At 36.9% G+C, this 25,211-nt stretch carries 24 protein-coding genes; 16 read left to right on the top strand and 8 right to left on the bottom strand.

Going from position 1 to position 25,211, the window contains the following annotated elements; genetic code table 11:
• The first annotated feature begins 6 nt into the window (after nucleotides 1–6).
• The 3 genes from spoVAE (at nucleotide 7) to HXV90_RS11850 (ending at nucleotide 981) form a co-directional block, all read left to right on the top strand.
• Nucleotides 7–366, top strand: coding sequence for a stage V sporulation protein AE (gene spoVAE / locus HXV90_RS11860; protein ID WP_412759119.1), 360 nt, complete (start codon nucleotides 7–9; stop codon nucleotides 364–366).
• A 65-nt stretch (nucleotides 367–431) separates the two neighbouring features.
• On the top strand, nucleotides 432–602 hold the full coding sequence (locus HXV90_RS11855; RefSeq protein ID WP_009374137.1) for a YjcZ family sporulation protein: 171 nt from the start codon (nucleotides 432–434) through the stop codon (nucleotides 600–602).
• A 130-nt stretch (nucleotides 603–732) separates the two neighbouring features.
• Complete coding sequence (locus HXV90_RS11850; protein WP_004230969.1) at nucleotides 733–981, top strand: stage VI sporulation protein F; 249 nt, start codon at nucleotides 733–735, stop codon at nucleotides 979–981.
• Between the two features lie 119 nt (nucleotides 982–1,100).
• Here the strand turns inward: HXV90_RS11850 and HXV90_RS11845 are convergent, their stop codons facing one another.
• The 3 genes from HXV90_RS11845 to HXV90_RS11835 all read right to left on the bottom strand — a co-directional run bounded on the left by HXV90_RS11845 (nucleotide 1,101) and on the right by HXV90_RS11835 (nucleotide 2,851).
• Nucleotides 1,101–1,529, bottom strand: coding sequence for a GNAT family N-acetyltransferase (locus HXV90_RS11845; RefSeq protein WP_269899039.1), 429 nt, complete (start codon nucleotides 1,527–1,529; stop codon nucleotides 1,101–1,103).
• Between the two features lie 3 nt (nucleotides 1,530–1,532).
• Nucleotides 1,533–2,048, bottom strand: a complete 516-nt coding sequence (locus tag HXV90_RS11840; RefSeq protein ID WP_054549788.1) for a YjcG family protein — start codon at nucleotides 2,046–2,048, stop codon at nucleotides 1,533–1,535.
• 83 nt (nucleotides 2,049–2,131) lie between these two features.
• Nucleotides 2,132–2,851 (bottom strand): alpha/beta hydrolase, encoded by a 720-nt coding sequence (locus tag HXV90_RS11835; protein WP_054549789.1) that lies wholly within the window; start codon nucleotides 2,849–2,851, stop codon nucleotides 2,132–2,134.
• A 112-nt stretch (nucleotides 2,852–2,963) separates the two neighbouring features.
• On the opposite strand from HXV90_RS11835, the gene HXV90_RS11830 reads away from it, so the two are divergent.
• Nucleotides 2,964–3,545: a phosphatidylglycerophosphatase A family protein gene (locus tag HXV90_RS11830; RefSeq protein ID WP_054549790.1), complete on the top strand. Its 582-nt coding sequence runs from the start codon at nucleotides 2,964–2,966 to the stop codon at nucleotides 3,543–3,545.
• A gap of 60 nt (nucleotides 3,546–3,605) precedes the next feature.
• On the opposite strand, the gene HXV90_RS11825 is transcribed toward HXV90_RS11830, so the two are convergent.
• Genes HXV90_RS11825 through HXV90_RS11815 form a run of 3 tightly spaced genes read right to left on the bottom strand, consistent with a single transcriptional unit; the run spans nucleotide 3,606 to nucleotide 8,370 of the window.
• Nucleotides 3,606–5,417 carry an ABC transporter substrate-binding protein gene (locus HXV90_RS11825; protein WP_269898993.1) on the bottom strand — a complete coding sequence of 604 codons (1,812 nt, stop codon included), beginning with the start codon at nucleotides 5,415–5,417 and terminating at the stop codon, nucleotides 3,606–3,608.
• A 12-nt stretch (nucleotides 5,418–5,429) separates the two neighbouring features.
• On the bottom strand, nucleotides 5,430–6,926 hold the full coding sequence (locus tag HXV90_RS11820) for an ABC transporter permease (RefSeq protein ID WP_048392016.1): 1,497 nt from the start codon (nucleotides 6,924–6,926) through the stop codon (nucleotides 5,430–5,432).
• 13 nt (nucleotides 6,927–6,939) lie between these two features.
• Complete coding sequence (locus tag HXV90_RS11815) at nucleotides 6,940–8,370, bottom strand: ABC transporter permease (RefSeq protein ID WP_054549793.1); 1,431 nt, start codon at nucleotides 8,368–8,370, stop codon at nucleotides 6,940–6,942.
• 121 nt (nucleotides 8,371–8,491) lie between these two features.
• Between HXV90_RS11815 and HXV90_RS11810 the strand changes: the two genes are divergently transcribed.
• Both HXV90_RS11810 and HXV90_RS11805 read left to right on the top strand, forming a co-directional pair.
• Nucleotides 8,492–10,231, top strand: coding sequence for an ABC transporter ATP-binding protein (locus tag HXV90_RS11810; RefSeq protein WP_054549794.1), 1,740 nt, complete (start codon nucleotides 8,492–8,494; stop codon nucleotides 10,229–10,231).
• A 133-nt stretch (nucleotides 10,232–10,364) separates the two neighbouring features.
• A complete protein-coding gene (locus HXV90_RS11805; RefSeq protein ID WP_066036266.1) occupies nucleotides 10,365–10,985 on the top strand; it encodes a thermonuclease family protein in 621 nt (206 codons plus the stop codon).
• A 551-nt stretch (nucleotides 10,986–11,536) separates the two neighbouring features.
• Here the strand turns inward: HXV90_RS11805 and HXV90_RS11800 are convergent.
• Complete coding sequence (locus HXV90_RS11800) at nucleotides 11,537–12,412, bottom strand: glycine betaine ABC transporter substrate-binding protein (RefSeq protein ID WP_269898992.1); 876 nt, start codon at nucleotides 12,410–12,412, stop codon at nucleotides 11,537–11,539.
• Nucleotides 12,413–12,631: 219 nt separating this feature from the next.
• Between HXV90_RS11800 and HXV90_RS11795 the strand changes: the two genes are divergently transcribed.
• The 8 genes from HXV90_RS11795 to ssuE all read left to right on the top strand — a co-directional run bounded on the left by HXV90_RS11795 (nucleotide 12,632) and on the right by ssuE (nucleotide 21,558).
• The gene (locus HXV90_RS11795; RefSeq protein WP_048392011.1) at nucleotides 12,632–13,204 is read left to right on the top strand and encodes a manganese efflux pump; all 573 of its coding nucleotides are present in this window, start codon (nucleotides 12,632–12,634) and stop codon (nucleotides 13,202–13,204) included.
• Between the two features lie 311 nt (nucleotides 13,205–13,515).
• Entirely contained in the window at nucleotides 13,516–14,043 is a 528-nt protein-coding gene (locus HXV90_RS11790; protein ID WP_004224534.1) for a YceI family protein, read from the top strand.
• Between the two features lie 186 nt (nucleotides 14,044–14,229).
• Entirely contained in the window at nucleotides 14,230–15,171 is a 942-nt protein-coding gene (locus tag HXV90_RS11785; RefSeq protein ID WP_048392010.1) for an NAD-dependent epimerase/dehydratase family protein, read from the top strand.
• Between the two features lie 94 nt (nucleotides 15,172–15,265).
• Nucleotides 15,266–16,543 (top strand): AAA family ATPase, encoded by a 1,278-nt coding sequence (locus HXV90_RS11780; RefSeq protein WP_066036265.1) that lies wholly within the window; start codon nucleotides 15,266–15,268, stop codon nucleotides 16,541–16,543.
• Nucleotides 16,540–17,115: an RloB family protein gene (locus HXV90_RS11775; RefSeq protein WP_048392008.1), complete on the top strand. Its 576-nt coding sequence runs from the start codon at nucleotides 16,540–16,542 to the stop codon at nucleotides 17,113–17,115. The genes HXV90_RS11780 and HXV90_RS11775 overlap by 4 nt, the downstream gene beginning before the upstream one ends.
• Before the next feature lie 125 nt (nucleotides 17,116–17,240).
• Nucleotides 17,241–19,322 carry a catalase gene (locus HXV90_RS11770; RefSeq protein ID WP_048392007.1) on the top strand — a complete coding sequence of 694 codons (2,082 nt, stop codon included), beginning with the start codon at nucleotides 17,241–17,243 and terminating at the stop codon, nucleotides 19,320–19,322.
• Between the two features lie 202 nt (nucleotides 19,323–19,524).
• Nucleotides 19,525–20,862 carry a dihydrolipoyl dehydrogenase gene (gene lpdA, locus HXV90_RS11765; protein WP_269898991.1) on the top strand — a complete coding sequence of 446 codons (1,338 nt, stop codon included), beginning with the start codon at nucleotides 19,525–19,527 and terminating at the stop codon, nucleotides 20,860–20,862.
• Between the two features lie 162 nt (nucleotides 20,863–21,024).
• Nucleotides 21,025–21,558 (top strand): NADPH-dependent FMN reductase, encoded by a 534-nt coding sequence (gene ssuE, locus HXV90_RS11760; protein WP_048392005.1) that lies wholly within the window; start codon nucleotides 21,025–21,027, stop codon nucleotides 21,556–21,558.
• A 46-nt stretch (nucleotides 21,559–21,604) separates the two neighbouring features.
• On the opposite strand, the gene HXV90_RS11755 is transcribed toward ssuE, so the two are convergent.
• Nucleotides 21,605–21,760: a hypothetical protein gene (locus HXV90_RS11755; protein WP_004224556.1), complete on the bottom strand. Its 156-nt coding sequence runs from the start codon at nucleotides 21,758–21,760 to the stop codon at nucleotides 21,605–21,607.
• 210 nt (nucleotides 21,761–21,970) lie between these two features.
• Between HXV90_RS11755 and HXV90_RS11750 the strand changes: the two genes are divergently transcribed.
• Together HXV90_RS11750 and HXV90_RS11745 are read left to right on the top strand one after the other, a co-directional pair.
• Nucleotides 21,971–23,359 carry an aldehyde dehydrogenase gene (locus tag HXV90_RS11750; RefSeq protein WP_103117506.1) on the top strand — a complete coding sequence of 463 codons (1,389 nt, stop codon included), beginning with the start codon at nucleotides 21,971–21,973 and terminating at the stop codon, nucleotides 23,357–23,359.
• A gap of 318 nt (nucleotides 23,360–23,677) precedes the next feature.
• Nucleotides 23,678–25,144, top strand: a complete 1,467-nt coding sequence (locus HXV90_RS11745; protein ID WP_269898990.1) for a UDP-N-acetylmuramoyl-L-alanyl-D-glutamate--2,6-diaminopimelate ligase — start codon at nucleotides 23,678–23,680, stop codon at nucleotides 25,142–25,144.
• Nucleotides 25,145–25,211 lie beyond the last annotated feature (67 nt).

Raw genomic sequence — 25,211 nt, 5'->3', positions numbered from 1 at the left:
ATGGTTATGACTTTTGTATTTGCATTTATTGTTGGAGGCATTATTTGCGTCATAGGCCAATTATTAATGGACGTTGGCAATTTAACACCAGCACATACATTAAGTACGTTAGTGGTTGTAGGTGCGATTTTGGATGGTATGGGCTTATATGAGCCATTAATTAATTTTGCTGGAGCAGGGGCGACAGTGCCCATTACATCCTTCGGGAATTCATTAACACATGGTGCCCTGGCGGAGGCAGAAAAACATGGACTTGTTGGCGTATTAACAGGCATGTTCGAAGTAACAAGCTCAGGAATCAGTGCTGCTATTGTGTTCGGCTTTATTGGTGCCTTAATATTTAGACCAAAAGGAAATATTGACTAGACGAATACCCCTCCCATTTTTACGACCGAAACATATTATAGGTTGTAGAAGGGAGGGGTGCTTTTATGGGATACCAAGGCTGGGGCTCACAACCGTACGGAAATAACGTTGGTGGGTGGAACAATAGCTACTGCGGAGGATACTCTGGAGGCAACAACTATGGTTATGGTTCTACATTTGTTCTAATTGTTGTACTATTCATTCTATTAATTATTGTTGGCGCTACTTACATCTAATTTGATGAACATAATAAAGGCTTTAGCTTTTATTTAGGAAATTCTAAATAAAGTTAAGGCCTCCACCATTTGCGAAATGTTTCGTGCAAGAAGCAAGGTCATATTGAGTTTTAATGATAGGAGGGAAAACATGCATCGCTCGTTTTTTAATTCGATTGAGCAAAAAACAGGTGTATCGATGGATGAAATCTTCGCATTAGCCAATGCCATTCAACATGCGGATTTTACCAGTGAAAAACAAGTAAGAAAAATTGTACGACGTGTTGCTAAAATATCTAACAGATCAATTACGCAAGAGTTAGAAGATAAATTAGTACAATCTATTATTCAAGATGGCGCATCACTAGATTTCGATAAAATCACTAGAATGATGAAGTAGCGCATGGCATATCTACTTGGCAATGCAGCTTGTTACGATAGAGTAGATAAATGGTGGCAAGCGAATTCGTCTCATAAAAAGGGGTGTTACGACATTATAAATATCGTAACACCCTTTCATTAAATATTCTTCTCCATAGCACGGTGTGGAATACCTGCATCCATAAACTCAGGTGAGGTAACTGTAAAGCCTAGCTTTTCGTAAAAGGGAATTGCATAGCTTTGTGCATGAAGTTTTAAGGCTTTTTTATTAATAGAAATGGCATGCTTCTCCATTTCCTTCATAATTAAAGCGCCTAATTTTTTGCCGCGTTGGGATTGTAAAATACAAACACGCTCAATTTTAGCTGTATTGTTGTCAATACTGCGTAAACGTGCTGCTCCTACAGGCTCATCGTTATTATACATAATGAAATGTGTTGCAGTTGCATCCTCAGCATCACATTCTAGATGAAGCGGAACACCTTGCTCTTCAACAAATACTTTTTTGCGAATGGCAAAGGCATCATCGTGCTCTTGCTTTGTTTCAACAATTTTAACGGTATACAACAATCACTCAGCTCCAGACAAACGGAATGTTTCGTATGTTGTCCATGAACCATCTTCTAATTGATATAAAAGATGAATGCGATCAATTGTATCTTTTTCATCAACGCCCGTCATGCGTAATTGACCAAAAATGTCATCATGCTCTGAATCTGACATTTTTTGAGCGATTGTAATGTGTGGTACAAATACATGCTTCATTTCCCCATAAGGGATTTTTTCTTGAAGTTCATGTTGGAATGCTGCTAATTGTTCTGTTGGTTCAATGCGGAAGTAAATCGCATTTGTTGTAGGGAAAAACGAACTAATGCGAGATGCATGAATGTTTAAAGGTGCATATTTAGCAGCAAGTTCATCTAATTGCTTGACGATGGTTTGAATCTCTTCTTCAGACGCATCGAAGCTGTCCTTTAATGTCATATGCGGTGTAATCTTTGCATAATGAGGATCGTATCGTTTGCGATAAGTATTCGCTAAATCTTGCAATTTTTTTGATGGAAATGCCACAATACCGTACTTCATAGTCCATTACCTCCCGAAAATAAACAATTTTTCTAATTAAGTATAACAGAAATTTCAGTTTTCGTAATTTGAATCGCTTCATATTAATTGAAATTTTCAATTAATGCACGTCGAAGGTCTGGTTTCCAATATTTCCATGTATGATTGCCATCAAACTCGTCATAAAATGTAGTAAACCCTTTATTTATCATGAGATCATGCAATTGACGATTAGGTGTTAAAAAATCTTTGATGGTTTTATCCATTGTCACAACCTGATCTTCGCCTTTGCCGACGATATGGTAGATAGAAATAGATCCTGGATCTTTAAAATTTTCCACAGCCTTTAATACATCAGCATCTACATAAGGTGATTGTAGGATGACTTTGCCAAAGATGCTTGGATACTTTAAAGCAGCCATTAAGGAAGCAGTGGCAGCCATAGAGTCACCAATCACTCCACGACTCATACCCATTTGGTAAGTGGCATACTCCTGATCTAAATAAGGCACTAGCTCATGTGCTAAAAAGCGAAGATAGGCTTCATGTTGCTCACCGCTCGGGATATATTTATGACGTCGATCTTTTATGTCTTTGTAAGGAACAAATGCAATAATTAAATTTTCGATTTCATAGTCATCAATCAGTTCATCAGCTAGCTTTGTAATACCACCAAGTTGGAAATAATCTTTACCGTCTGATGCGATTAAAATGTTGTATTTATATAGTGGAGAATAATTTGCAGGAACATAAATATAGAGCTGTAATTCTTCCTGTAATGACTCACTGTAAAATGTTAAATCCTGTACTGTTCCCTTATCCAATGATGACACTCCTTCTTGTGTTTGTAACAAAATTGTACCATATTACGTAAGTAAAGGTATAATAGGTTGGGCTAGCATTATACTAGCAATAAAAATCGAAATGAGGGTTAATATGCATAATAAAAGTATTCGTGTGCACTCTGACGAAGTAGCAAAGGCAGCTCAAGCCGCGTTAATTCGTAGAGGTGTAGCGATAGAGGATATCGCACAAATTGTTTACGAAATGCAAAAAACCTATAATGAAGGTTTAACACTAGAGCATTGTGTTCATTCTGTTGAACGTGTATTACGTAAGCGAGAAGTGCAACATGCTTTATTAGTAGGGATTGAATTAGATGAATTAGCAGAGAAAAAATTATTATCTTCACCACTACAACAAATTATCGAATCAGATGAAGGTCTATTTGGTGTAGACGAAACAATCGCACTAGGATCTGTATTTACATATGGCAGCATTGCCGTTACTACTTTTGGTCATTTAGACAAGCAGAAAATAGGGATTATTAAAAAACTGGATACAGAACCCGGACATCATGTCAACACGTTCTTAGATGATTTGGTTGGTAGTATAGCAGCGTCAGCAGCTTCCCGTATTGCACATCGTATGCGTGACCTAGAAGAAGAAGGCGAAACATTCGCTGATATCGAACCTGAAGAGCTAGGACCAAAACCAAAATCACATAATGAAATTTAAAATGAGTTTCTTCTATATAAAAGTGAGCCTTCTCAAATTTTGAGAAGGCTCTAATTTGTATTACTTTTTATCGTTATATGCTTTTACCAATTCTTTTACTTTTTCGCTATCTGCTTCAAGTTTTAAACCAGTATCAATTAATGGAGAGACTGTGGATACAGCTGGTTTTTTATTGCCTTGATAATAGCTAATGAATTCATCTTGGTTAATAGAGTATAGAATTGCTTTACGTAAATCTGCTGAATCAGAAACCGCACGGCCAGATGTATTCATTTGTAGGTAAGACACAGCATTACTATCTGCCGTATTTAATGTTAATTTAGCATCTGATTTGACAATATCCAGTTTCGTTTCTGGTACTGTTTGCAGAACATGAATTTCACCATTACGTAATGCAGATAGGGCACTATCAACATCAGAGATAAAACGGACATTGATTTTAGCAATTTTTGGCTCATATTCGCTACCAGCTCGATAAGCAGGATTTTTCACAAACTGTACTTCATAATCATTTTTCTTCACTAAAATGTAAGGACCACTTGCATATAACTGGTTATTGAATGTAGCTGAACCTTCCGTTACAGTAGCTTGATCACCATAGGCAATGTCCTTGTCAGGGTTGTAGTTAGCCACATCATACGTATTAATACTTGTTACTTGTTTTTCAGATACGATACCACCAGATTGGTGTGCTAAATAGTTTAATACTTGTGGGAAAGGTGTAGGTGTTGTAATTTTAACAACTTGGTATGCACCTGCTGCATTATTAACAGCACCTTTATCTTTTGCTAATTGCGCTACAGAAGCAGGTAGGTTTTGTGATAATGCTTCTAAAACGGATTGCTCAGAGCCTGCTACTTTTTTATTTTGTAATTCAGTTAAATCTGAAACGATTTCGACTGTTTCAATGTTTTCATGAATGCTGTAAGTACGATGATCTGGTACTGAATTAGCGTCTTTCGCACGGTTTAATGAGAAGACTACATCTTCAGCTGACACTAATTCACCTGTATCAACAGCTGCACCATCTTTCACTGCTGCAAAATTGATATCATCTCGTAAAATGAAGTAATATTCTTGATTCCCTTCAGCCATTACATGGTTGTAAGATAATGAACCATCTGACACAACTTCATCTGTGTCTGTTAAGTTAACAAGACGAACATACATATTCGTGTTTAATGTGTTGATTGAACCATCATTCCCTTTGATTGGGTCTAGTGAAGTAAGAGAATTGATTGTTTGGTGTAAAATTAAAGGTTCTGTTGCATTTTTAGATGTATCATTAAATTCTATTTTTTCCCAAACTTGTGCACGAGATTTTGGTAAAAGTACTGTTTTAGGGTTTACAAGTTCAGAGTAGATACCTTGATACTTATTGGAAATATATAAAGGCGCAATATAAGCTTGATCGAATACTAATAATTGTTCTAAATCTTTATATTTAGCTGCTGCTTCTTCACCAGTCAATGTACTCGCTTCATCAATCAACGCATCTAGTTTTGAATCTGCCACCACACTGTAGTCACCCCCAGTTTTAAATAAACCACGAACAGCATAGTCGGGGTTCCCTGTAACTGTCGTCCAGCTTGAAAGAGCAAGATCGTAGTTACCTGCTTCTTTTTGAGCAGAGAAAGAACCGTAATCTGGTTGAATATTTAGCTTAACATCAAAACCATTTTTTACTAATTGGTCACGCACAATATTCATATCTTCTTCAGAAGCTGCCATCCCTAATACTTCAATGGCAACCTTGCCATTGCTCTTGTCACTATCTTTTGAATCTTTACTGCCTTCTACGTCAGTTTTTGTTTGTACACAGCCAGCCAAAGCTAGTACTGCAACGAATAAAAATACAAGTAATTTCTTCATAGTTACCTCCGATTAATTTGTTTTTGGATCTAAAGCATCTCGTAAACCATCTCCTAAGAAGTTAAAGGAGAGGACAAGAAGCATAATACAAAGACCTGGGAAAATCGCGACATATGAATGTGTTTCCAGGTACGTACTACCAACTTTTAAAATATTGCCCCATTCAGGAATGTGTGGCTCAATACCTAGCCCTAAAAAACTTAAGCTACTTGTGGAAATAACAGCTCCGCCAATCGTTAATGTTGCTTTCACAATCATTGGTGCTAAAGAATTGGGGACAATGTGCTTGAAAATAATAGCTGCATCAGATGCACCTAAAGCTCTAGCCGATTCTACAAACTCATAATTAGCAAGCTGCATAACATTTGCCCGCATTGTACGGGCATAGGTTGGAATTGCTCCAACACTAAGTGCAATAATAAGATTCACAGTATTAGCACCAAATGCGGCGATAATAGCAATGGCTAACAATATCCCAGGAATGGCATATAAAATATCGAGACTTCGCATGATGATATTATCGGTGGATTTACCATAATAGCCTGAAAATGCTCCTAATGCGCCACCAATAACTGCGGGGATAATCGTGGAGAAAAATCCGACGATTAATGATATTTGTGCCCCAAACACAATACGAGAAAATAAATCTCGACCATAGTTATCTGTACCTAGTGGATATTCTAATGTCGGTGTTTGTAGCAATGCTCCATAATTATTTTCAGTAGCGAAATCATAGTCGAAAGTCCAAGAACTTGTAACGGATAACGAGAACATGAAAATAATGAAGAATAAGCCGAATACAGCCATTGTATTGCGTAAAATCTTCTCCCATATTTTTTGCCATTTCTCAATAGAAGATGGATTTGCCCTTCGAGCCTTTTGGATAAGGCTATATCCTAGTAAAGTCGCAAATAGATTACCAGTGAAAGTCGCTAATAATAGGACAATACCTGGAATGAGCATCCATTTAGGTGCCTCAGTTGCTGTGACATATTTCGTACATAAAATGGCCATCACGATATAGAGAAGCGAGAGTACTAAGAAAACGCCCATTGCCAGTACAAAGGTATCTGTGACATATGGCTTAAATAAATTCAATGCTGCAATACCTAAGATGAATAGCTGTGTTATAAAGGCATAGGCAGCAAAAGTATATTCAGCAGTCTTTCTTTTTGACACAAGCATAAATGCAAAGGATGTCGAAAAAATATTGCCTGACAGTATCGTTATTAAAAGAGGATAGCCAAACATTCGAGTATTTTTTTGAATGTCACCATACGTTGCTAAATCCTTTTTAATTCGTAAATTGACGAAGGCAACATATGCCGTAGTGATGACATAAATAACAAAAAGAAGCAGAACCACTGGTCGCCAGCTATTGCTGGAAAAATTATAGCTATAGGCTAGAAATAGTAAAGAAAACAGTAAGGAAAAGACAAAAGTAAAATGAGAATTGACATATTCCTGTGTAATCTTCAAGAGTAGTTTGACATGTAAGATGTTTTTCACAGGTGATCCTCCTTTAAGACTTCTTCATTTTCGAGCGTATGCGTGGATCAAAAAAGGCATACATGATATCAATGAATAAATTGACAATCGAAATGGTGATGGCAATATAAACAACGCCCCCAAGAATTGCCGGAATATCAGGGATAAATTGTTTATCGACGATATAGCTACCTATACCACTAATGTTGAATACCTTTTCTGTTACAGATGCGCCTCCCAACATACCTCCAAAAAGAAGTCCAATCACCGTAATAATCGGAATCATAGCATTGCGAATGGCATGTTTTGAAATCACTTTGAATTCATTTAAGCCCTTAGCTTTTGCTGTAATAATGTAATCCTCATGAATCACCTCAAGCATACTTGACCTTGTCATCCTAGCAATAGAAGCCGTAATGGATGTTCCTAAGACGACAATTGGCATGATAAGCGAGAGCCAATTATGAGGGTTATAGGTAGCTGGAAACCATTGTAGCTTTAGAGCAAATGTCAAAATAAAAATTAAACCTTGCCAAAAGCTTGGGATGGATAGACCAATTAAAGCAATGAACATAAATGTATAATCCAAATATGAATTTGGACGAACAGCTGAAATAATTCCAACTGGTATGGCAATAGCAATAGCCATTAGCAACGACAATACGGCAATTTCAAGAGTGACAGGAAATTTTGTAGCAATGCTATGTGTGATATCTTCTTTACCTGCAAAGGATGTACCTAAATCAAATGTAAATAGACCAGATAATGCGTTCCATAGCTGTGATAAATAAGGTTGATCCAAACCATGAATGCGATTAAAGTTTTCTATTTGCACAGGTGTTGCTTCAACTCCGAGTAGGTTTCTTGCTGGATCAAAAGGTGATAAATATAAAATGGTAAACACTAATGTAGCCACTCCAACAATCACAATGAAGCTTTGTAAAATACGTTCAATGATAAATTGCAGAAATGGATTCGCAAATAAGATAAGTACTACATAAAATAAAACAGCTGGTAGAAAGGTAAGAGCCACAAAACGTTTGTTAGTTAGTTGCTGATTAAAAAATTGGGCATAGGATAGTTGTTGTATGTCCTCTTTTTGTAAATCCTGATCCACTTGCTGTTGAAGCTTCCTTTGAGCTAAGTGCTTGGCTGTGAACTGAATTTGTGACTCCAATACAGCCTCTTTAAAAAATGTAGCTTTTGCTATTTCTTGTTGCTCAAATTCCTTTTGCCACTGGGCAACCAATCCATGCTCTATATAGTACTGACTACGCAATGCAAAAGCCTGATCATAAGTGTTTGAAAGTTTCCTTTTCCGATAGATAAAGTATGTAAAAGGGTGAACTAAAATACTAAAAAGAAAAAGAAGTAGATGATAAGGCTTTTGATGCATTAGTTTTTGATAAACCGTAGAAAAGAAAATAAATTTCTCTGGTTTTAAATGATTTTTTGAAGTAACCATGCATTTCCTCCAAACGTAAATAAAATATTCAGTATTATATTGTATAATTCCTATCAGTATTGTAAAGTATGGATTATACTTGAAAGTAAGTCAATCACAAATTTTAAAAAGGATGGGTCGAATGAGTGAAAAGCTTTTAGAAATCAATAATCTTCGCGTATCCTTTATCACAGGGGAGACAGAATTTGAAGCCGTTAAGGACGTTAACTTCCATCTAAATAAAGGTGAAACACTAGGAATTGTGGGAGAGTCTGGGAGCGGGAAAAGTGTAACGGCTCGCTCCATTATGCGTTTATTACCATCGCCACCTTCATTTTTGAAATCTGGCTCAATTGTGTTTAAAGGGCAAGAACTCACTGAATTTAGTGAAAAACAAATGGAAGGGATACGTGGACAAGATATTAGTATGATTTTCCAAGATCCGATGACATCCACAAACCCTACTATTCGAATAGGTGATCAAGTGGCTGAAAGTTTAATCAAGCATCAGTCAATGTCAAAAAACGAAGCCTATCAACAAACAATAGAATTATTAAAACTGGTTGGTATTAGAGACGCAGAAGAACGGTATCGACAATACCCTCATGAATTTTCAGGTGGTATGCGTCAACGGGTAATGATTGCTATGGCGCTTGCTTGTAATCCCTCACTGCTTATTGCAGATGAGCCAACGACAGCACTGGACGTTACTATTCAAGCTCAAATCCTAAAATTGATGCGCGATATGCAAAAGAAAATGGGAACGTCTATTATTTTAATTACACACGATTTAGGCGTTGTTGCAGGTATGTGTGATCGCATCATAGTGATGAAAGAAGGAGAAATAGTTGAACAGGGCACAACAGAAGAAATTTTTGCAAATGCCCAGCATCCGTATACCCAGAAATTATTGAATGCCTTACCAAAACTGCATGAGAAAAAGCAGCCAAAAGAGATTGCTACTATTCAGCCAGGTATCGATCGACATAAACCGTTAATCGAAGTGACCCATCTATCCAAAGAATTTCCATTAGGTCGTGGTCAAACGTTGAAAGCAGTGAATGATTTATCGTTCTATATATATCCTGGTGAAACATTGGGCTTGGTTGGTGAATCTGGTTCAGGTAAATCGACTACAGGTAGGACGATTCTTCAACTTCATCAGCCTACAAATGGAGAGGTTCTATATCAAGGAATACCTGTAACGAGGCTATCGAAAAAACAGCTAAAGGCAATGCGTCGCCATATGCAAATTATTTTCCAAGACCCCTATTCATCGTTAAATCCTCGCAGAAAAATCTTAGATATTATTGGCGAGGCTCTTGATATTCATGGTCTGGTGAAGACACATGTGGAGAGGCGACAACGGGTAGAGGAATTGCTTGAACTTGTTGGTTTGAAAAAAGAGCATGCCATGCGTTATCCTCATGAATTTTCGGGAGGTCAGCGTCAACGAATTGGTATTGCGAGAGCATTAGCGGTTGAGCCAAACTTTATTGTTTGTGATGAACCCTTATCGGCACTTGATGTTTCCATTCAAAGGCAGATTGTTGATTTATTAAAAGAATTACAACAAAAGCTTGGGCTGACGTATTTATTTATTGCCCATGATTTATCCATGGTGAAGCACATCAGTGATCGTGTAGCTGTCATGTATGGTGGAAAGATTGTAGAACTGGCAGAAAGTGAAGAGCTATACGCTAACCCACAACATCCATATACACGTGCATTACTACGTTCTATTCCTATTCCAGATCCTGCAATTGAGAAGCAGAAATATACTGATGCTGATCATGCAGAAGACGTGAAAATACGTTATGAGGTAGAAAATAGTCAGTTAGTAGAGGTTTTACCAAATCACTGGGTAGCAGTGACAATATGATAGCTTGAATGTAGTAGCTTGATATTTTACAATAGAAACATCGTGAAACTTGTTGTCTTTCTGATGATGAGGTGCACAACTTATACGAATCGTAAGTATAAGCAATGATGATTAGTTGTGAGGGGCCTACTACATGAAAATGCAAGATATAAAAACATTAATAACAAGTGGTACGATTATTTTGGCTGTAGCATTGTACATGATATTTGGCAGATCACCTGCGGAAGATCAAAGTACTAAATCAGTTACAGATCAGCAAGGTACTATTACCATTGAACAAGTGGAAGGAAAAACAGGTAATAAACGCTTTGAGATAGACTATATTAAAGCATATGATGGGGATACGATTCAGGCGACAATTAATGGTGAGAAACGAAAAATTCGTCTATTAATGGTGGATACTCCTGAAATGAATTACAATAAAGGTGGCGCTCAGCCATATGCGGAAGAAGCAAAAGAGTATACGATCAATTTATTGGAAAAGGCTAAGAAAATTGAAGCGGTCTATGATGTTGGACCAGAAACAGACAATTATGATCGCCTTCTAGCCTACGTGTTTGTAGATAATGTCTTATTGCAGGAATCTTTATTAAACGAAGGGCTTGCAGTTGTACGTTATATTCATAAACCAAACAATACATTTGAAGATGCATTTAGAGCTATTCAACAAAAAGCTCAGGATGCAAAATTAAATATTTGGTCACATGAGGATTACTTCCAAAAAGATGGTTTTCACCCTGAAGTAGTTCAATAATCTATAAATCCATTACTATACGCTTTTAAGTTTAATTTTAGCTAGGAAGCTGCTTCCAGTATCTTACTGGTAGCAGCTTCCTATTTTAAATTCCCTTTGCAAAAGCTTTTGGCATGAGAGGGTGATTCCCTTTTCTAGGGTCGTCTCTCTGTATATAATGCACTCATGATATTGGTCGTAAAAATCTACTGTAGAGGTTCAGCACACGGTAGCGGAAAGCGATTGCACAAAGGAAAGCAAGATACCAGCAACGTTTTGTTTACTTAACAGTGGAAGACGGCTACTGATAAATGAAAAAATCATTTTTATTAATGTTGACAATTTATATGATAATGATTATCATTATCATATAAAGAATATTCCTTGTTCTACAATACAGTGTAGAGAGGATGAACTTTAGCTACTTTTCTCCAGAAGTTTGCTAGTTCATGATTACGCTCCTGAAACCCCCCTCATTTTTAGGAACGTTAAAAATTGTAGACGGCTCATTCTATAATAGAATGAGCCGTCTACTAATCTATTTACTAATGAGAAGTAAATGGGTTCTCTTTTTATGCTTGTACATCTTTCGTCCATTCGGCTACTTTATCTTGATTATTGGCAATCCATTTTTTCGCAGCATCTGTGGCACTCATGCCTTCCATTATATCAAACATTACACTTTCTATATCTTCAGCAATCCAGTTGAAACGGTCAAGGACGCTATAGGCTTCAGGGGCATCCTCTTTTAAACCATTCCGCGCAAAAGTGCCAATATATTCTTCGTCTCCATATAAACCTTTGGGGTCATCTAAGTACTTTAAATCATAGGCATTAAAGATCCAGTGTGGTGACCAGCCTGTGATGATGATTTCTTCATTATTAGAGATAGCTTGACTGAGGGCTGCGGTCATTGCACCAGCAGACGAGGTCAATACATTCCAACCTTCCAGATTCTTATATTCCTTATAGGCATTTTCTGTCGTAGCCATCATATTAGCTCCTGGTTCAATGCCTGTAATGGTTTGATTAGCTTGGTTTGTTAAATCTTCAATAGAATCGACATCCATATAACTTGGTACAACCAAACCAATCTTAGCACCAGTTAGGTTTTCTCCTAAGTTCTCTATCTTATTGTTGTATTTTTCTACTTGTGGAGCATGTGTTTGTGGCAACCAAGCAGATACCATACCATCGACCTCTCCGTTTGCAAGTGCTTCCCACATGATTCCATTGTCTAAAGGTGTCAGTGTTACCTTATATCCTAAATCTTCTAGTACTTGTCCTACTACATGTGTAGATGCAACCTCAGTATCCCATTCAACATATGCTAAATTGATTTCACCTTTATCAGTATTCTTTGTGTCTCCATTTTCTGAACCACATGCAGTTAACACAATAAGGCATATAAATGCTATTCCTATTTTCAATAACTTGATGAGTTTCATATTACATCTCCTTTCTATTATTTCTTACATAAAAATAAAAATATTAACAAGTAACAACTTAATTTTATAAACAAGTTGTTACTTTTGTCAAATTGATGGTTTAGTCACACCGTGCTAAAAAGATGAAACATAATCAACTAACTTATTTGAGCCCATTAATTTTTTTATTGTTGTCATACGATAGGTGAAAATGGAGACGGAGATTTGAGGAGGCTTAGTATGCATTGGATTACAATTATTCTAATAGGAATCGCTGCGAATTTAGATAACTTGGGGATTGGTCTAGCCTATGGAGTTAAACAAGTTAAAATTCCAATTTTATCAAATGCTGTGATTGCTGTTATGTCGATGATTGTCACATATGTCGCAGTAACAGCTGGTAGCACAGTTGTTGAGTATATTTCACCGCATACTGCCAATTTACTAGGGAGTTTACTACTGTGTGTGATTGGTATATGGACTTTGATGTCCAATAATTTTTCTAATCAGCGGATAGCAGGAAATCCCGAATTATTTGATGAAGATAAAAATCTAGTAATCTCAACAAGAGAAGCAATGGCACTTGGCTTTGTCTTGTCAGCAAACTGTTTAGCAGGGGGGATTGCAATAGGCGCAAATGGCATCTCAGCCCTTTGGACAGTCATTTCCATCGGCGTATTTTCCTTTATCACAGTTGGAGTAGGAAGTAGATGTGGCTCTTTACTAGCAAAAACGTTTATTGGCAAGCATTCTACAGCAATCTCAGGATGGCTACTTATCATGATTGGTATTTTTGAGGTTTTTGCAAAATAATATATTGCTGCGGCTAAATATCACCAAATATTGGTGATATTCTTTTTATTACATAGAGAGGGATGTACCGATGACTCGACTTTTTTTATGTTTTAAAAATTTATTTTTAATTACTTGACGTAACTAAATTATTAATATATAGTAGGTTACAGAAAGTAATTAAAAACTTTTCATAAGCTAAGATGTAAACACATAAGTAACTACAAATGTTTATCCTATCCAATTTTGGGTAACATAAAAGATGTAGTTGCTTCATATTTTAAAATATATCTCGAAATCGAGATAAAATCAACCAATTGGAGGAATTTATAATGGCAAAATGGAACATTGATTTAGGACACTCAGCAATTAACTTTCAAGTAAAACACATGATGGTATCAAAAGTTAAGGGTGTATTTGACAGTTACTCAGCTGATATTGAGGCAGCAGATCTTGCAGATTTAACAACTGCTAACATTAGTTTTACAATCGATCCAGCAAGTATTAATACACGTAGCGAAGATCGCGATAATCATTTAAAAGCAGCAGATTTCTTTGATGCCGAAAAATATCCAACGATTACGTTTAAATCTACAAATATTGCTAAAAAAGCAGGCGATGAATATGCAGTAACTGGTGATTTAACAATCAAAGACGTTACAAAATCAGTAACATTTGATACAGAATTTAATGGAAAAGGCACAAATCCATGGGGTCAAGAAGTATACGGCTTTGAAGCTGAAACAACAATTAATCGTGAAGACTTTGGTCTAACTTGGAATGCGGCATTAGAAACTGGTGGGGTCCTTGTTGGGAAAGATATTAAAGTAACGGTTGAATTAGAAATTAATCCAGCTTAAAAATAGATAGCTAGGGCATGTTTGAAGTAATCTTCAAACATGCTTTTTATATAGCTCAAAATAGATACTTGTGAATGAAGAAATCTAGTAAAAAGAATTTGAGAAAAATTTCCAGTAAATAAGTTTCTTGCATATTTTTAGTAATTACTGCATATAAATCATCATATTGTTTTTGGGGGCGATAGGATGAATGTATTAGTGACAGGTGGCTATGGTTTTATTGGCAGTGCAGTAGGTAGGCGCTTTTTTGAAGAAGGTGCAACGGTTTATATTATTGATAATTTAAGTACGGGGCATTTACGGAATGTTGACTTTGAGCATAAATCCTATCTTTTAAATGTTGAGGATGAGGTTTGCGAGCATCTCTTTAAGGAAATAAACTTTGATGTGGTCGTCCATTGTGCAGCGCAAACGAGCGTGCAGCAATCTATCCAGGAGCCAGTAAAGGATATTTTGACAAATATAGTTGGGCTTAGCCAAATGCTTTTTTTATCATCCAAGTATAAGGTACAGCACTTTGTCTTTGCCTCCTCAGCAGCTGTTTACGGGGATAGTCACTATCCTCCATTAGAGGAATCAGATGTCTGTGAACCAATATCTATGTACGGATTAAACAAGAGCATTGGCGAAACCTACTGTGAGAAATGGCAAAAAGATTATCGTTTGCCCGTTCTTATCTATAGATTTGCCAATGTTTTCGGGCCAAGACAGCAAATGCAAGGTGAAGCAGCTGTGATTCCAAGTATGTTAAAAAGCAGTATGGCAGGTAAACCATTTACAATTTATGGTGATGGTGAACAAACACGTGATTTTATTTATGTAGACGATATTGCTGATGCTATTTACGCAGGTGTATCTGCACGTTTACAAGGCACGTATAATGTATCTACTAATGAGGCTTGGTCAATTCACCAGGTCATCTTACTGCTCCAACACTTAAACCATCCACTTGAAATTCAATATGCCCCAGCACGAGAAGGAGATATTGAGCATTCATTTTTAAATAATGATAAATTAGCCAATGCAATTGGTTGGAAGCCTAAAATTTCTTTTGCAGAAGGCATTGAACGTACATTGCATGCGCTACAAAATGAATCATTAGCAGAAATTCAACAAAAAAGTGGATAAAGTAAAAAGACATATTACATTGAGTAATATGTCTTTTTCTATGTCTATAGTATAATAATTTATTAAAGAAATGGTTGTGGACGGAGGCTTACATATGCTTGTAGATTTTAGAGTAAAGAATTGTTTAAGTTATAAAGATGATACGTTGTTTTCAATGGTAGCTGGAAGTCGCCTACGAAAATGGAAGGATACCCATACAATTCAGTTTGATACACTTCGTCTTGTAAAAAGCGCATTTATTTTTGGTCCAAATGGAAGCGGAAAATCTAATCTGTTTACGGCTATTAAAGTATTACGTTCCTTGCTTTTTAATTTTGAAAACTTAAATAATGTAAAGCAATTACGTCTACCCTATCAACCGTTTAAGTTAGGAAGTCAGCAAGACAAACCAACAGAGTTTATGATATCGCTTTTTTTGGACGGAGCTTTATATGATTATGAAATTCAGTATAATGCTTCTCAAGTTCTCTATGAACGTCTTGTGAAAACGAACAAGTCACTGAAGGAAGAATTATTTGTCAGACAATGGGATGGTACAGAATATTCTTATGAGACATTTCAAACAGCTTCACAGGAATTGACAAAATATACACGTAATAATACAGCCTTTCTATCCGTATTACATGTTTTTAATGATCCAGACGCTTTAAAGATATTCGATTGGTTTTTACATAAAATTCTTTTCCTAGATGAAGCAAATCGGTTATCAAGTCATCCTCTTATTCGTAAACTTGAAGAGGAGCCCTTTAAAAAGGAAGTGATCAAACTGCTAAAAATTGCAGACCTCTCCATTCAAGATGTCACGGCTAGACGTGTGGAACGCAGAGAGAAAAATACAATTGGCTATGAGTTTGATTCGCCTGAGGTGATTCAAGAAGTAGATATTGATCTACATTATTTATCATTTGATGAAGCAGGTGCACCGATAGGGACAAAAACAATTAATTGGACAATGGATTCTAAGGGCACAGTGCGAATGCTACATTTAGCCTGTGTGATGGTGGATGCTTATAATAAAGGAAAAACCATTTTTATAGACGAATTCGACACAGCCTTCCATGTATCGATTTGTGAGTTTTTAATGGCTATTATGAATAGCAAACGCAATAGCAGTAATCAATTTGTCGTGACAAGTCATGAAATAGAATTACTTGATCAGCCACTACGCGCCGATCAAATTTGGTTTGTTAATAAAAGCTTTAAAAATGAATCGGAACTATACTCCTTATTTGATTTTGCAGATTTACAAAGGAAACGTGGAGATCTTTCTTATGCGAAACGCTATATGAAAGGGGAATTTGGTGCAACGCCTGTCATTAATGAGTATTTATCTGAACAATACTTAGAAGAAGCGGAGGTATCTGAGCAGTGAGAGTACGTCAACAAGGGAGCCGAACACTGCGTAAAACTATTTTAATTTATTGTGAAGGTGAAACAGAACGCATCTATTTTGAACAAATGCGTATTTTAAAGCGCTCTAAGATGGTTAGCGTCAAAATAAAAAACGTTAAACGTTCAGCGATTAAGCTTGCCCAACATGCTTATCGAGATTCCAGCTACCAATACTTTGATGAAGTTTGGATTGTTTTTGATAAGGATGATCTAACCGAAAAGCAACTAGAGGAAGTAAATCAATTTTGTGAGGAAAAAAATATTCATATTGCCTATACAAATGAAGCATTTGAATTGTGGTTACTCTTGCATTTTGAGGAAGTTGATAGTACAGAAAAGTACCCTCGTGCTGTCCTTAATGACAAAATGGAACAGCACCTTGGTGTGAGTCGTTATTTCCGGCATAAGGCTGATGAATCCCTCATAGCCCCCATTGCATTACGACATGAGTTAGCGATTAAAAATTGCACAGATATGATGGCACTTCGAGAGACAGAGAGCCGTGACAACCCATACTGTAACATACATGAAATGATACGATACATATTTTAAGATTGAGCAGGTTTTCTATTAACAAATAGAAGCCTGTTTTTTATCTTACATAATGCTTTATCGGAATGAAGGCATGTTTCTTTTTCCGAAACATATAGTGTATATGGAGCGAAATTAGTACATGTATGAAAGGGGATTGTGTGGATAACTCAAAGTCGAATCAATCCAAAAATGGAGAAGGAAACCCAAAGGATCATCAATTAGAGCCGTTTCGTGTCGAAAATGAGGGTACGAAAATGACAACGAATCAGGGACTAAGGGTGTCCAATGATGAGGATTCGTTAAAGGCAGGTGTTCGTGGTCCGACAATTATGGAGGATTTTCATCTTAGAGAAAAAATTACCCATTTTGATCATGAACGCATTCCAGAGCGTGTTGTACATGCCAGAGGTTTTGCAGCACATGGCGAGTTTGAATTATATGAATCCATGTCGGAATATACGAAGGCAAAATTTTTGCAGGATCCGAAAAAGAAGACACCTGTGTTTGTCAGATTTTCGACAGTGGTAGGGAGCTTAGGTTCAATGGACACAGCTCGTGATGTACGTGGGTTTGCAACAAAATTTTATACGGATGAGGGGAATTATGATTTAGTTGGTAATAACATCCCTGTATTTTTTATTCAGGATGCCATTAAGTTTCCCGATTTAATTCATGCCGTAAAGCCTGAGCCTCATAATGAAATGCCACAAGCAGCCTCTGCACACGATACTTTTTGGGATTTTGTAGCCAGTAATCAGGAAATTGCACATATGGTAATGTGGGTAATGTCTGACCGTGCCATTCCACGAAGCTTTCGTATGATGGAAGGTTTCGGTGTGCATACATTCCGTTTCGTCAATGACAAGGGAAGATCAAGATTTGTGAAATTCCACTGGAAGCCTGTGCTAGGAGTGCATTCTCTTGTTTGGGATGAAGCACAAATAATTGCAGGGAAGGATCCAGATTTTCAACGGAGAGATTTATGGGAAGCCATCGAAATTGGAGATTATCCAGAGTTTGAGTTAGGCATACAGATACTAGAACCTGAGGATGAATTTAAATTTGATTTTGATATTTTAGATGCGACAAAGCTTTGGCCAGAGGAATTAGTACCTGTGAAGAAAATTGGAAAGATGACCTTAAATCGCAATGTGGATAATGTCTTTGCTGAAACAGAGCAAGTTGCCTTTCATCCAGGTAATGTTGTACCTGGCATAGATTTTACGAATGATCCTCTACTACAAGGTCGATTGTTTTCCTATTTAGATACACAATTGATTCGATTAGGTGGACCAAATTTTGCAGAAATCCCTATTAATCGCCCGATTTGCCCAGTGCATAACAATCAACGTAATGGCTTTAGTCGACAGACCATTAATTTAGGCAGGGTAAGCTATCATAAAAATTCGTTAGCAAATAATACACCAGCTACCTCTACTGCAAGAGAAGGCGGATATGTTCATTATGAAGAAAAGGTTGAAGGAAGAATAACGAGAGCGCGTAGTAAATCCTTTGACGATCACTTTTCACAAGCAAGGCTATTTTGGAACAGCATGTCTCCACCTGAAAAACAACACATTATCGATGCCTTTAGCTTTGAAGTAGGAAAAGTGAAAAGTAAATCTGTTCGACAGCAAGTAGTGGATATGTTTGTTCATGTGGATAAAGTAATGGCTACCACAGTGGCAGACAACGTTGGTGTTAATCGACCTAATGGCGAGCAGTCTAAAGTAACGGCCTCTTCACCTGCACTAAGTCAAGCCAATACCGTTAAATTACCCTATACGTTGAAAGTAGGCGTCTTAATTGGTGATGGCTTTGATGCAAATGAAGTCGGGGAAGTATTGAAATATTTAACAAGACAAGGTGTTCGCTATAGCATAATCTCTGATCGACTAGGTGTGGTAATAGGGAATAATGGTGTGCAATTAACGGCTACTGACACATTTATTACAACCGATGCTGTATTATTTGACTCATTATATGTTGTTGGAGTAAAGGCAAGTAATCAGGCGAAATTCAATACTTATATCGTCAATTATATAAATGAAGCATATCGCCACTTTAAGCCTATAGGATTTGCTGCAACTGGCACAACCTTCTTCAATATGTCGAATGCCAATGTAGGGCCAGGAATCGTTTTAGCTACAGGTAATAAAGATTTTCCGAAAAAGTTTGTAGCTGCCATTGCCCAGCAACGATTTTGGCAACGAAATATTTATTAAAAAGATCAATGAGCGTCGAATACTCATGAAAGAGAAGCAAATACCCGGGGAGAGAAAGCCTTATACCTGCGAAAGAGAAACGAATGCTCATAAACGTATATAAATAAGTCAAAAGGCCTTTCATTGTAATGAAAGGCTTTTACTATGTCTGTCATTGCATTCAAAATTTGCAAATGATATGGTGGTACATGAGGTGAAAATTATGGAAAATTTTGATATTGCTATTATTGGAGCGGGACCAGGTGGCTATGTGGCTGCCATACATGCAGCCAAGAATGGCAAAAAAGTAGCACTCATCGAACGAGATAAATTGGGAGGAGCCTGCTATAATGTTGGCTGCATTCCATCAAAGATTTTATTGGAGCATAGTAAACTTGTGCAGGAAATAAAAAGAGGGAATAGCTGGGGAATAGAAGTGCCTAAAGTGGAAATTAATTTTCCTCGACTAATGCAACGGAAAGATACAATTATTCATGAACTACTAACAAACCTTGAGCAATATATTATCAATAATCATATAACTTTATATCGTGGTGAAGCTTCAGTCGTAAAGGACTTAACGATAACTATCGGGAATGAGACGATAATGGCATCAGATATAATTTTAGCGACAGGTAGTAAACCCTTTGTTCCACGATTCGAAGGGTTAGAGACATCCACCTACCATACGACGGACACATTTTTTGAGATAGACAAGCTTCCAGCACAGCTAACAATCATTGGCGGGGGCGTAATTGCCATTGAAATGGCGTTTAGTTTAGCACCACTTGGTACAAAGGTAACAGTGCTTAATCATAGCGAGGATATTTTACAAACGGAAGAGGCGGAAGCAAGACCGCTGATTCGAGAAAAGATGAAGAAATTTGGTATTGAACTTGTGACAGATTTTCATTTTGAAAAATTTGAAGGTAATATCATTCATACATCTAAAGGATCTTATACATATGAAAACCTTTTATTTGCTACTGGACGTCGTCCCAATATAGAAATTGCTGAGCAACTAGGATTAGCTTTTGATGGTCGATTAATCGCTGTTAATGAGCATTTTGAAACAAGCCTGCCGAATATTTATGCGATAGGTGACTTAGTGGGTGGTTATCAACTTGCACATTCTGCCAGTGCTGAAGGAATTTACGTTGTCGATTATATTGTAGGAAATCAACCAATACCAATTGATCAAACAAGCATTCCACGTTGTGTTTATACAAACCCTGAAATTGCTACATTTGGTTTACTAGAAGAGCAAGTCAAGGCACCGTACATTGTAACGAAAATGCCACTACAAACAAACCCAAAGGCATTAATGGAGGGGAATACTGAAGGCTTTGTCAAGCTAATTTCATCTAAGGATAATGGGCAAATTTTAGGGGCTTGTGTAGTAGCTGATGGTGCAACAGAAATACTTAATGCACTATTAGCAACAAAAAATGCTGGGGGTACAGCTCGAACACTTGCACATATGATTTTTCCACATCCTACTGTATCGGAGCATATTGGAGATGTGGCTAAAGCTGTGTTTGGGAAAGCAATACACCAATAAAAAGCTGTTGACATTCTAGAAATTTATGTTAAATTAATTTTATAAGAATACTAGGAATTTAAGTTAACTAGACATCTAGAGGCTTCTATTTTACAAAACGGTGTTTCATCGATTTGTAGAATAGGGGCCTTTTTTATAACATTGCTAAAAGGAGTGGGCAAGATGACAAAAGCAGTCATTATTAATGGAAGTAATTCGAAAAATTCTAGAGTTACCGCCATTCATGAAAAGGTGGAGAATCATTTTATTGCACAAGGAGTAGAGGTTCACTCAAATTATATACATGAGCTCCCAGCTACAGATTTATTAACAGCGAATTTTTCTAGTAAGCAAATACAGTCTGAAAATGAGCATGTTAAGGAAGCAGATTTTATTGTCATCCTTACACCAATTTATAAAGCATCCTATACAGGTATTTTGAAGACTTACTTGGATCTACTACCGCAAAAAGCCTTGCTCGATAAGGCTATACTCCCCATTGCTGTAGGAGGTTCGATTAGTCATTTGTTGGCATTGGAATATGCATTAAAGCCAGTATTAGCTGTACTAGGAGCCACTTCCATTACCAATTCTGTTTACATTGTAGATAAACAAATTATACGTTTGGAAGAGGGCGGCTTTGCGATAGAAGAAGAGGCTATCAGTAGACTTGAAGCACAATTAAATCAGTTGCAGCAAGCATTCATTGTTAATTAGAATAAATAAAAACGCATTATAGGGGCATCCTATAATGCGTTATTTTTTAATTTCCTTCTGGATTTTCTTCATTCTCCACAGGTATTGTAGAGAGATATAAGAAAGCCTCATCTTGCAATAGCAATATTTTTTCTTCACAAATTCCATGCGATAATGGTCCAGAAAAAATGGACTCCCACCATGTTCCTGTTGTTGTTGTCATTCATCTACGCCCCCGTTTCGGTTTTAATATGTAGTTGTATATTTCCCGAGATGAAAAAACTAAAACATTTCATTTCACATATTGCTATTTCACCCCCTCGATGTAGAAAGAGGATTTTTGCCTCTCGATGTTGTATCGTATAGACAAAGATAGTTTGTTTCAAAATGAAAAAACTATGTATGCCATTTTAAAAAAAGGGGTGCTTTATTGATGAATTTTACGTCAAAAGATGTGGAAAATATGATTACAGAGCAACGTCAATTTTATTTTTCACGTGCTACAAAAAGTGTGAAATTTAGAAAAGAGCAATTAAAGAAATTAAAAACTTCAATTTTGAAATATGAGAAGGAAATATTAAATGCGCTTTACTTAGACCTTCGTAAAAGTGAATTTGAAGCGTATGCAACAGAAATTGGCATTGTATTAGATAGTATTTCATATATGGTAAAACATGTAGAAGAATGGATGGAACCAGAAGCAGTCAAAACACCAATACAATATCAAATGGGCAAGAGCTTTATTGTTCGTGAGCCCTATGGCGTAACGTTAATTATTGGGCCATTTAATTATCCATTCCAACTTGTAATGGAGCCACTGATTGGCGCCATAGTTGGAGGAAACACAGCAATCGTCAAACCATCAGAAACCTCTGTACACACAGCAGTCATTGTGAAAAAAATCATTGAGGAAACATTCCCGTCTTCATATGTACGTGTCGTGGAAGGCGAAAAGGAAGAGGTTACGGCTCTTATTCATGCTTCCTTCGATTATATCTTTTTTACAGGTAGTGTAGCCGTTGGTAAAGTAGTAGCAAAAGCTGCTGCAGAACGTTTGACACCAGTTGCGTTAGAGCTTGGTGGCAAAAGTCCAGCAATTGTCGATCAAACAGCAAATCTAGAGGTAGCAGCAAAGCGGATTGTGTGGGGTAAATTTACTAATACTGGACAGACATGTGTGGCCCCTGATTATCTGCTTGTACACAAAGACGTTTATGACCGTTTTATGAAAATATTAAAAGAAACAATCCGTTCGTTTTATGGCAAAAATCCTTTAAAAAGCCCTGATTATGGACGTATCGTTAATTTAAAACAATTTGATCGTTTACAGCAAATAATTGTGGACGAACGTGATGCCATTACATATGGTGGACGAATAGATCGGGATGATTTATATATTGAACCTACAATAGTTGAATATGTAAAATGGACAAGTCCATCCATGCAGGAAGAACTATTTGGTCCTATCTTACCTGTTATGATGTATAATGATTTGCCACTTGCCATTCATCAAATCCGGCAATTACCAAAGCCTTTAGCGGCATACTTCTTCTCAGAACATGAAAAAGCCATGCAATACTTTTTAGAAGAATTACCATTTGGTGGGGGATGTATTAACGACACCATCACACATGTTGGAAATTTACATTTACCATTTGGTGGTGTAGGTCCATCAGGTGTGAAAGCATACCATGGCAAAGCGAGCTTTGAAAACTTTACTCACCCGAAATCTATCTTGAAGAAATCTTCCAAGCTGGAGACAAATGTGTTGTTCCCGCCATATAAACAGAAAGTGAAAATTGTGCGCTCAATTATGAAATAGTTTAACAATGGAGGTATCTTCTTGATGCCTCCATTGTAACTATAAGCTTACCATGCATAGACAAGTGTTCTCTAAATAACCTTTTCTCGTTATGTCGAAAAATGCCGATTGGTGATTATAAATGAAAATTTGAAGAAAACATGATTTTTTCCTCAAATGAAAGCGGTTTCGTTGAAAAAACACTAGAGAGGCATTTTATTTATCATGAAATAAGTAGTAAAATAAGTTCAATAGAACGTGGGGGATTTCATATTGTCGTTTTTTGTCGATTATTAAGAATGATGACATGAGTGTAGAGATTGATTGGAGGATTATGAAATGTATGCAGAGGAATTGTTAAGCGCATTACCTTTGAAAAAAATAATTGGCGTGCTGCCAGATCAGGTTAGCGATATCGTAGTAGATTCAAGAAGTGTGCAACCAAATAGCATGTTTGTTTGTATCAAAGGGTATACAGTAGATGGGCATGATTATGCGCAAAAGGCTGTAGATGGTGGCGCAACAATTGTTGTGACGGAGCGAGAATTACCGCTAGGAGAGACAATCGCACAAGTGATTGTGAAAGATACAGATCGTGCAGTAGGTTTACTAGCTGCAAAGTTCTTTGATTATCCTTCAAAGGACATAACGATGATTGGTGTAACGGGAACGAATGGTAAAACATCCGTAACAGGAATTATTCAAAATATAATGCATGGTATGGGCGAGAAATCGGCTTTATCCGGCACAATTGGCTTTAATTTAAATGGAATTTTATATGAATCAGCTAATACAACGAGTGATGCGTTATCGACACAACAAATGATTTTCCGTGCAAAAATGGAAGGCTGTCGATTAATGACAATGGAAGTTTCATCACACGGGTTAGCACTTGGACGTTTAGCAGGTGTTGATTATGATATCGCTATTTTTACGAATCTAACGCACGATCATCTTGATTTCCATGGTACGATGGAGGAATATGGCCATGCAAAAGGCTTATTATTTTCCCAACTTGGACAAGATTTAGAAAAAAATAAATTTGTTGTGTTGAATGCAGACGATGCTTGGTCAGAGAGATATGCTGCAATGACACCATTTCCAGTGTGGACATATGGTTTAAAAAATGAAAATGCTGATTTCCGCGCCATTAACTGTGAATATCACGACTATATGACATCATTTGACGTGGAAATGCCTGAAGGAATTTATCGTGTAAAAATGAATTTGCTTGGGGAATTTAATATTTATAATGTATTGGCAGCCATGATTGCGTTTTATGGTAGGGGCTATTCAATGGAGTCCATTATTGAACAAATCGAGCAACTACCGCCAGTCAAGGGTCGTATGGAGAAAGTATGTTCAGATCTACCTGTGCAAATTTTTATTGATTATGCCCATACTCCAGATGCAATTGAAAAGGCAATTCAAGCAGCGCAACCTTATAAAAAGGGCAAGTTGATTTTCTTAGTTGGAACAGGTGGCAATCGTGATAAATCGAAGCGTCCTGCCATGGCTGAAAAAGCGTCTGCTGCGGAATATGTTATTTTAACGACAGATGATCCACGCTATGAAGACTACGATAGTATTACAGACGACCTTGCTAAAGGTATGCTTCATGATAATTATGCTTGTATTGGAGATCGTGCAGAGGCAGTGCGCCATGCGATTGAAATTGCTGAACCAGGTGACATGATTATTTTTGCTGGTAAAGGCCATGAGGATTATCAAATTATCGAAAATACCAAATTTCCACATAGTGATGCAGAAATTGCGATAGAAGCAGGCCGATTAAAATTCGTGTGATGAAAGCTAAATTCTTAGGAAACCCTTTTAGTTGTAACTAAAGGGTTTTCTTTTTTGAGATTTCATG

The organism is Lysinibacillus sp. JK80 (assembly GCF_027557635.1).
Lineage (GTDB): Bacteria > Bacillota > Bacilli > Bacillales_A > Planococcaceae > Lysinibacillus > Lysinibacillus capsici.
This window is presented reverse-complemented; position numbering and strand designations above follow the sequence as displayed.

Bases quoted from the DNA above. Each gene is read 5' to 3' on its own strand.
- HXV90_RS11800 (WP_269898992.1), bottom strand. From the start codon at position 12,412: ATGAAACTCATCAAGTTATTGAAAATAGGAATAGCATTTATATGCCTT.
- HXV90_RS11840 (WP_054549788.1), bottom strand. From the start codon at position 2,048: ATGAAGTACGGTATTGTGGCATTTCCATCAAAAAAATTGCAAGATTTA.
- HXV90_RS11850 (WP_004230969.1), top strand. From the start codon at position 733: ATGCATCGCTCGTTTTTTAATTCGATTGAGCAAAAAACAGGTGTATCG.
- HXV90_RS11745 (WP_269898990.1), top strand. From the start codon at position 23,678: ATGTATGCAGAGGAATTGTTAAGCGCATTACCTTTGAAAAAAATAATT.
- HXV90_RS11825 (WP_269898993.1), bottom strand. From the start codon at position 5,417: ATGAAGAAATTACTTGTATTTTTATTCGTTGCAGTACTAGCTTTGGCT.
- HXV90_RS11785 (WP_048392010.1), top strand. From the start codon at position 14,230: ATGAATGTATTAGTGACAGGTGGCTATGGTTTTATTGGCAGTGCAGTA.
- HXV90_RS11755 (WP_004224556.1), bottom strand. From the start codon at position 21,760: ATGACAACAACAACAGGAACATGGTGGGAGTCCATTTTTTCTGGACCA.
- HXV90_RS11750 (WP_103117506.1), top strand. From the start codon at position 21,971: ATGAATTTTACGTCAAAAGATGTGGAAAATATGATTACAGAGCAACGT.
- HXV90_RS11810 (WP_054549794.1), top strand. From the start codon at position 8,492: ATGAGTGAAAAGCTTTTAGAAATCAATAATCTTCGCGTATCCTTTATC.
- HXV90_RS11780 (WP_066036265.1), top strand. From the start codon at position 15,266: ATGCTTGTAGATTTTAGAGTAAAGAATTGTTTAAGTTATAAAGATGAT.
- HXV90_RS11815 (WP_054549793.1), bottom strand. From the start codon at position 8,370: ATGGTTACTTCAAAAAATCATTTAAAACCAGAGAAATTTATTTTCTTT.
- HXV90_RS11830 (WP_054549790.1), top strand. From the start codon at position 2,964: ATGCATAATAAAAGTATTCGTGTGCACTCTGACGAAGTAGCAAAGGCA.
- HXV90_RS11770 (WP_048392007.1), top strand. From the start codon at position 17,241: ATGAAAGGGGATTGTGTGGATAACTCAAAGTCGAATCAATCCAAAAAT.
- ssuE (WP_048392005.1), top strand. From the start codon at position 21,025: ATGACAAAAGCAGTCATTATTAATGGAAGTAATTCGAAAAATTCTAGA.
- lpdA (WP_269898991.1), top strand. From the start codon at position 19,525: ATGGAAAATTTTGATATTGCTATTATTGGAGCGGGACCAGGTGGCTAT.
- HXV90_RS11790 (WP_004224534.1), top strand. From the start codon at position 13,516: ATGGCAAAATGGAACATTGATTTAGGACACTCAGCAATTAACTTTCAA.
- HXV90_RS11805 (WP_066036266.1), top strand. From the start codon at position 10,365: ATGAAAATGCAAGATATAAAAACATTAATAACAAGTGGTACGATTATT.
- HXV90_RS11795 (WP_048392011.1), top strand. From the start codon at position 12,632: ATGCATTGGATTACAATTATTCTAATAGGAATCGCTGCGAATTTAGAT.
- spoVAE (WP_412759119.1), top strand. From the start codon at position 7: ATGACTTTTGTATTTGCATTTATTGTTGGAGGCATTATTTGCGTCATA.
- HXV90_RS11855 (WP_009374137.1), top strand. From the start codon at position 432: ATGGGATACCAAGGCTGGGGCTCACAACCGTACGGAAATAACGTTGGT.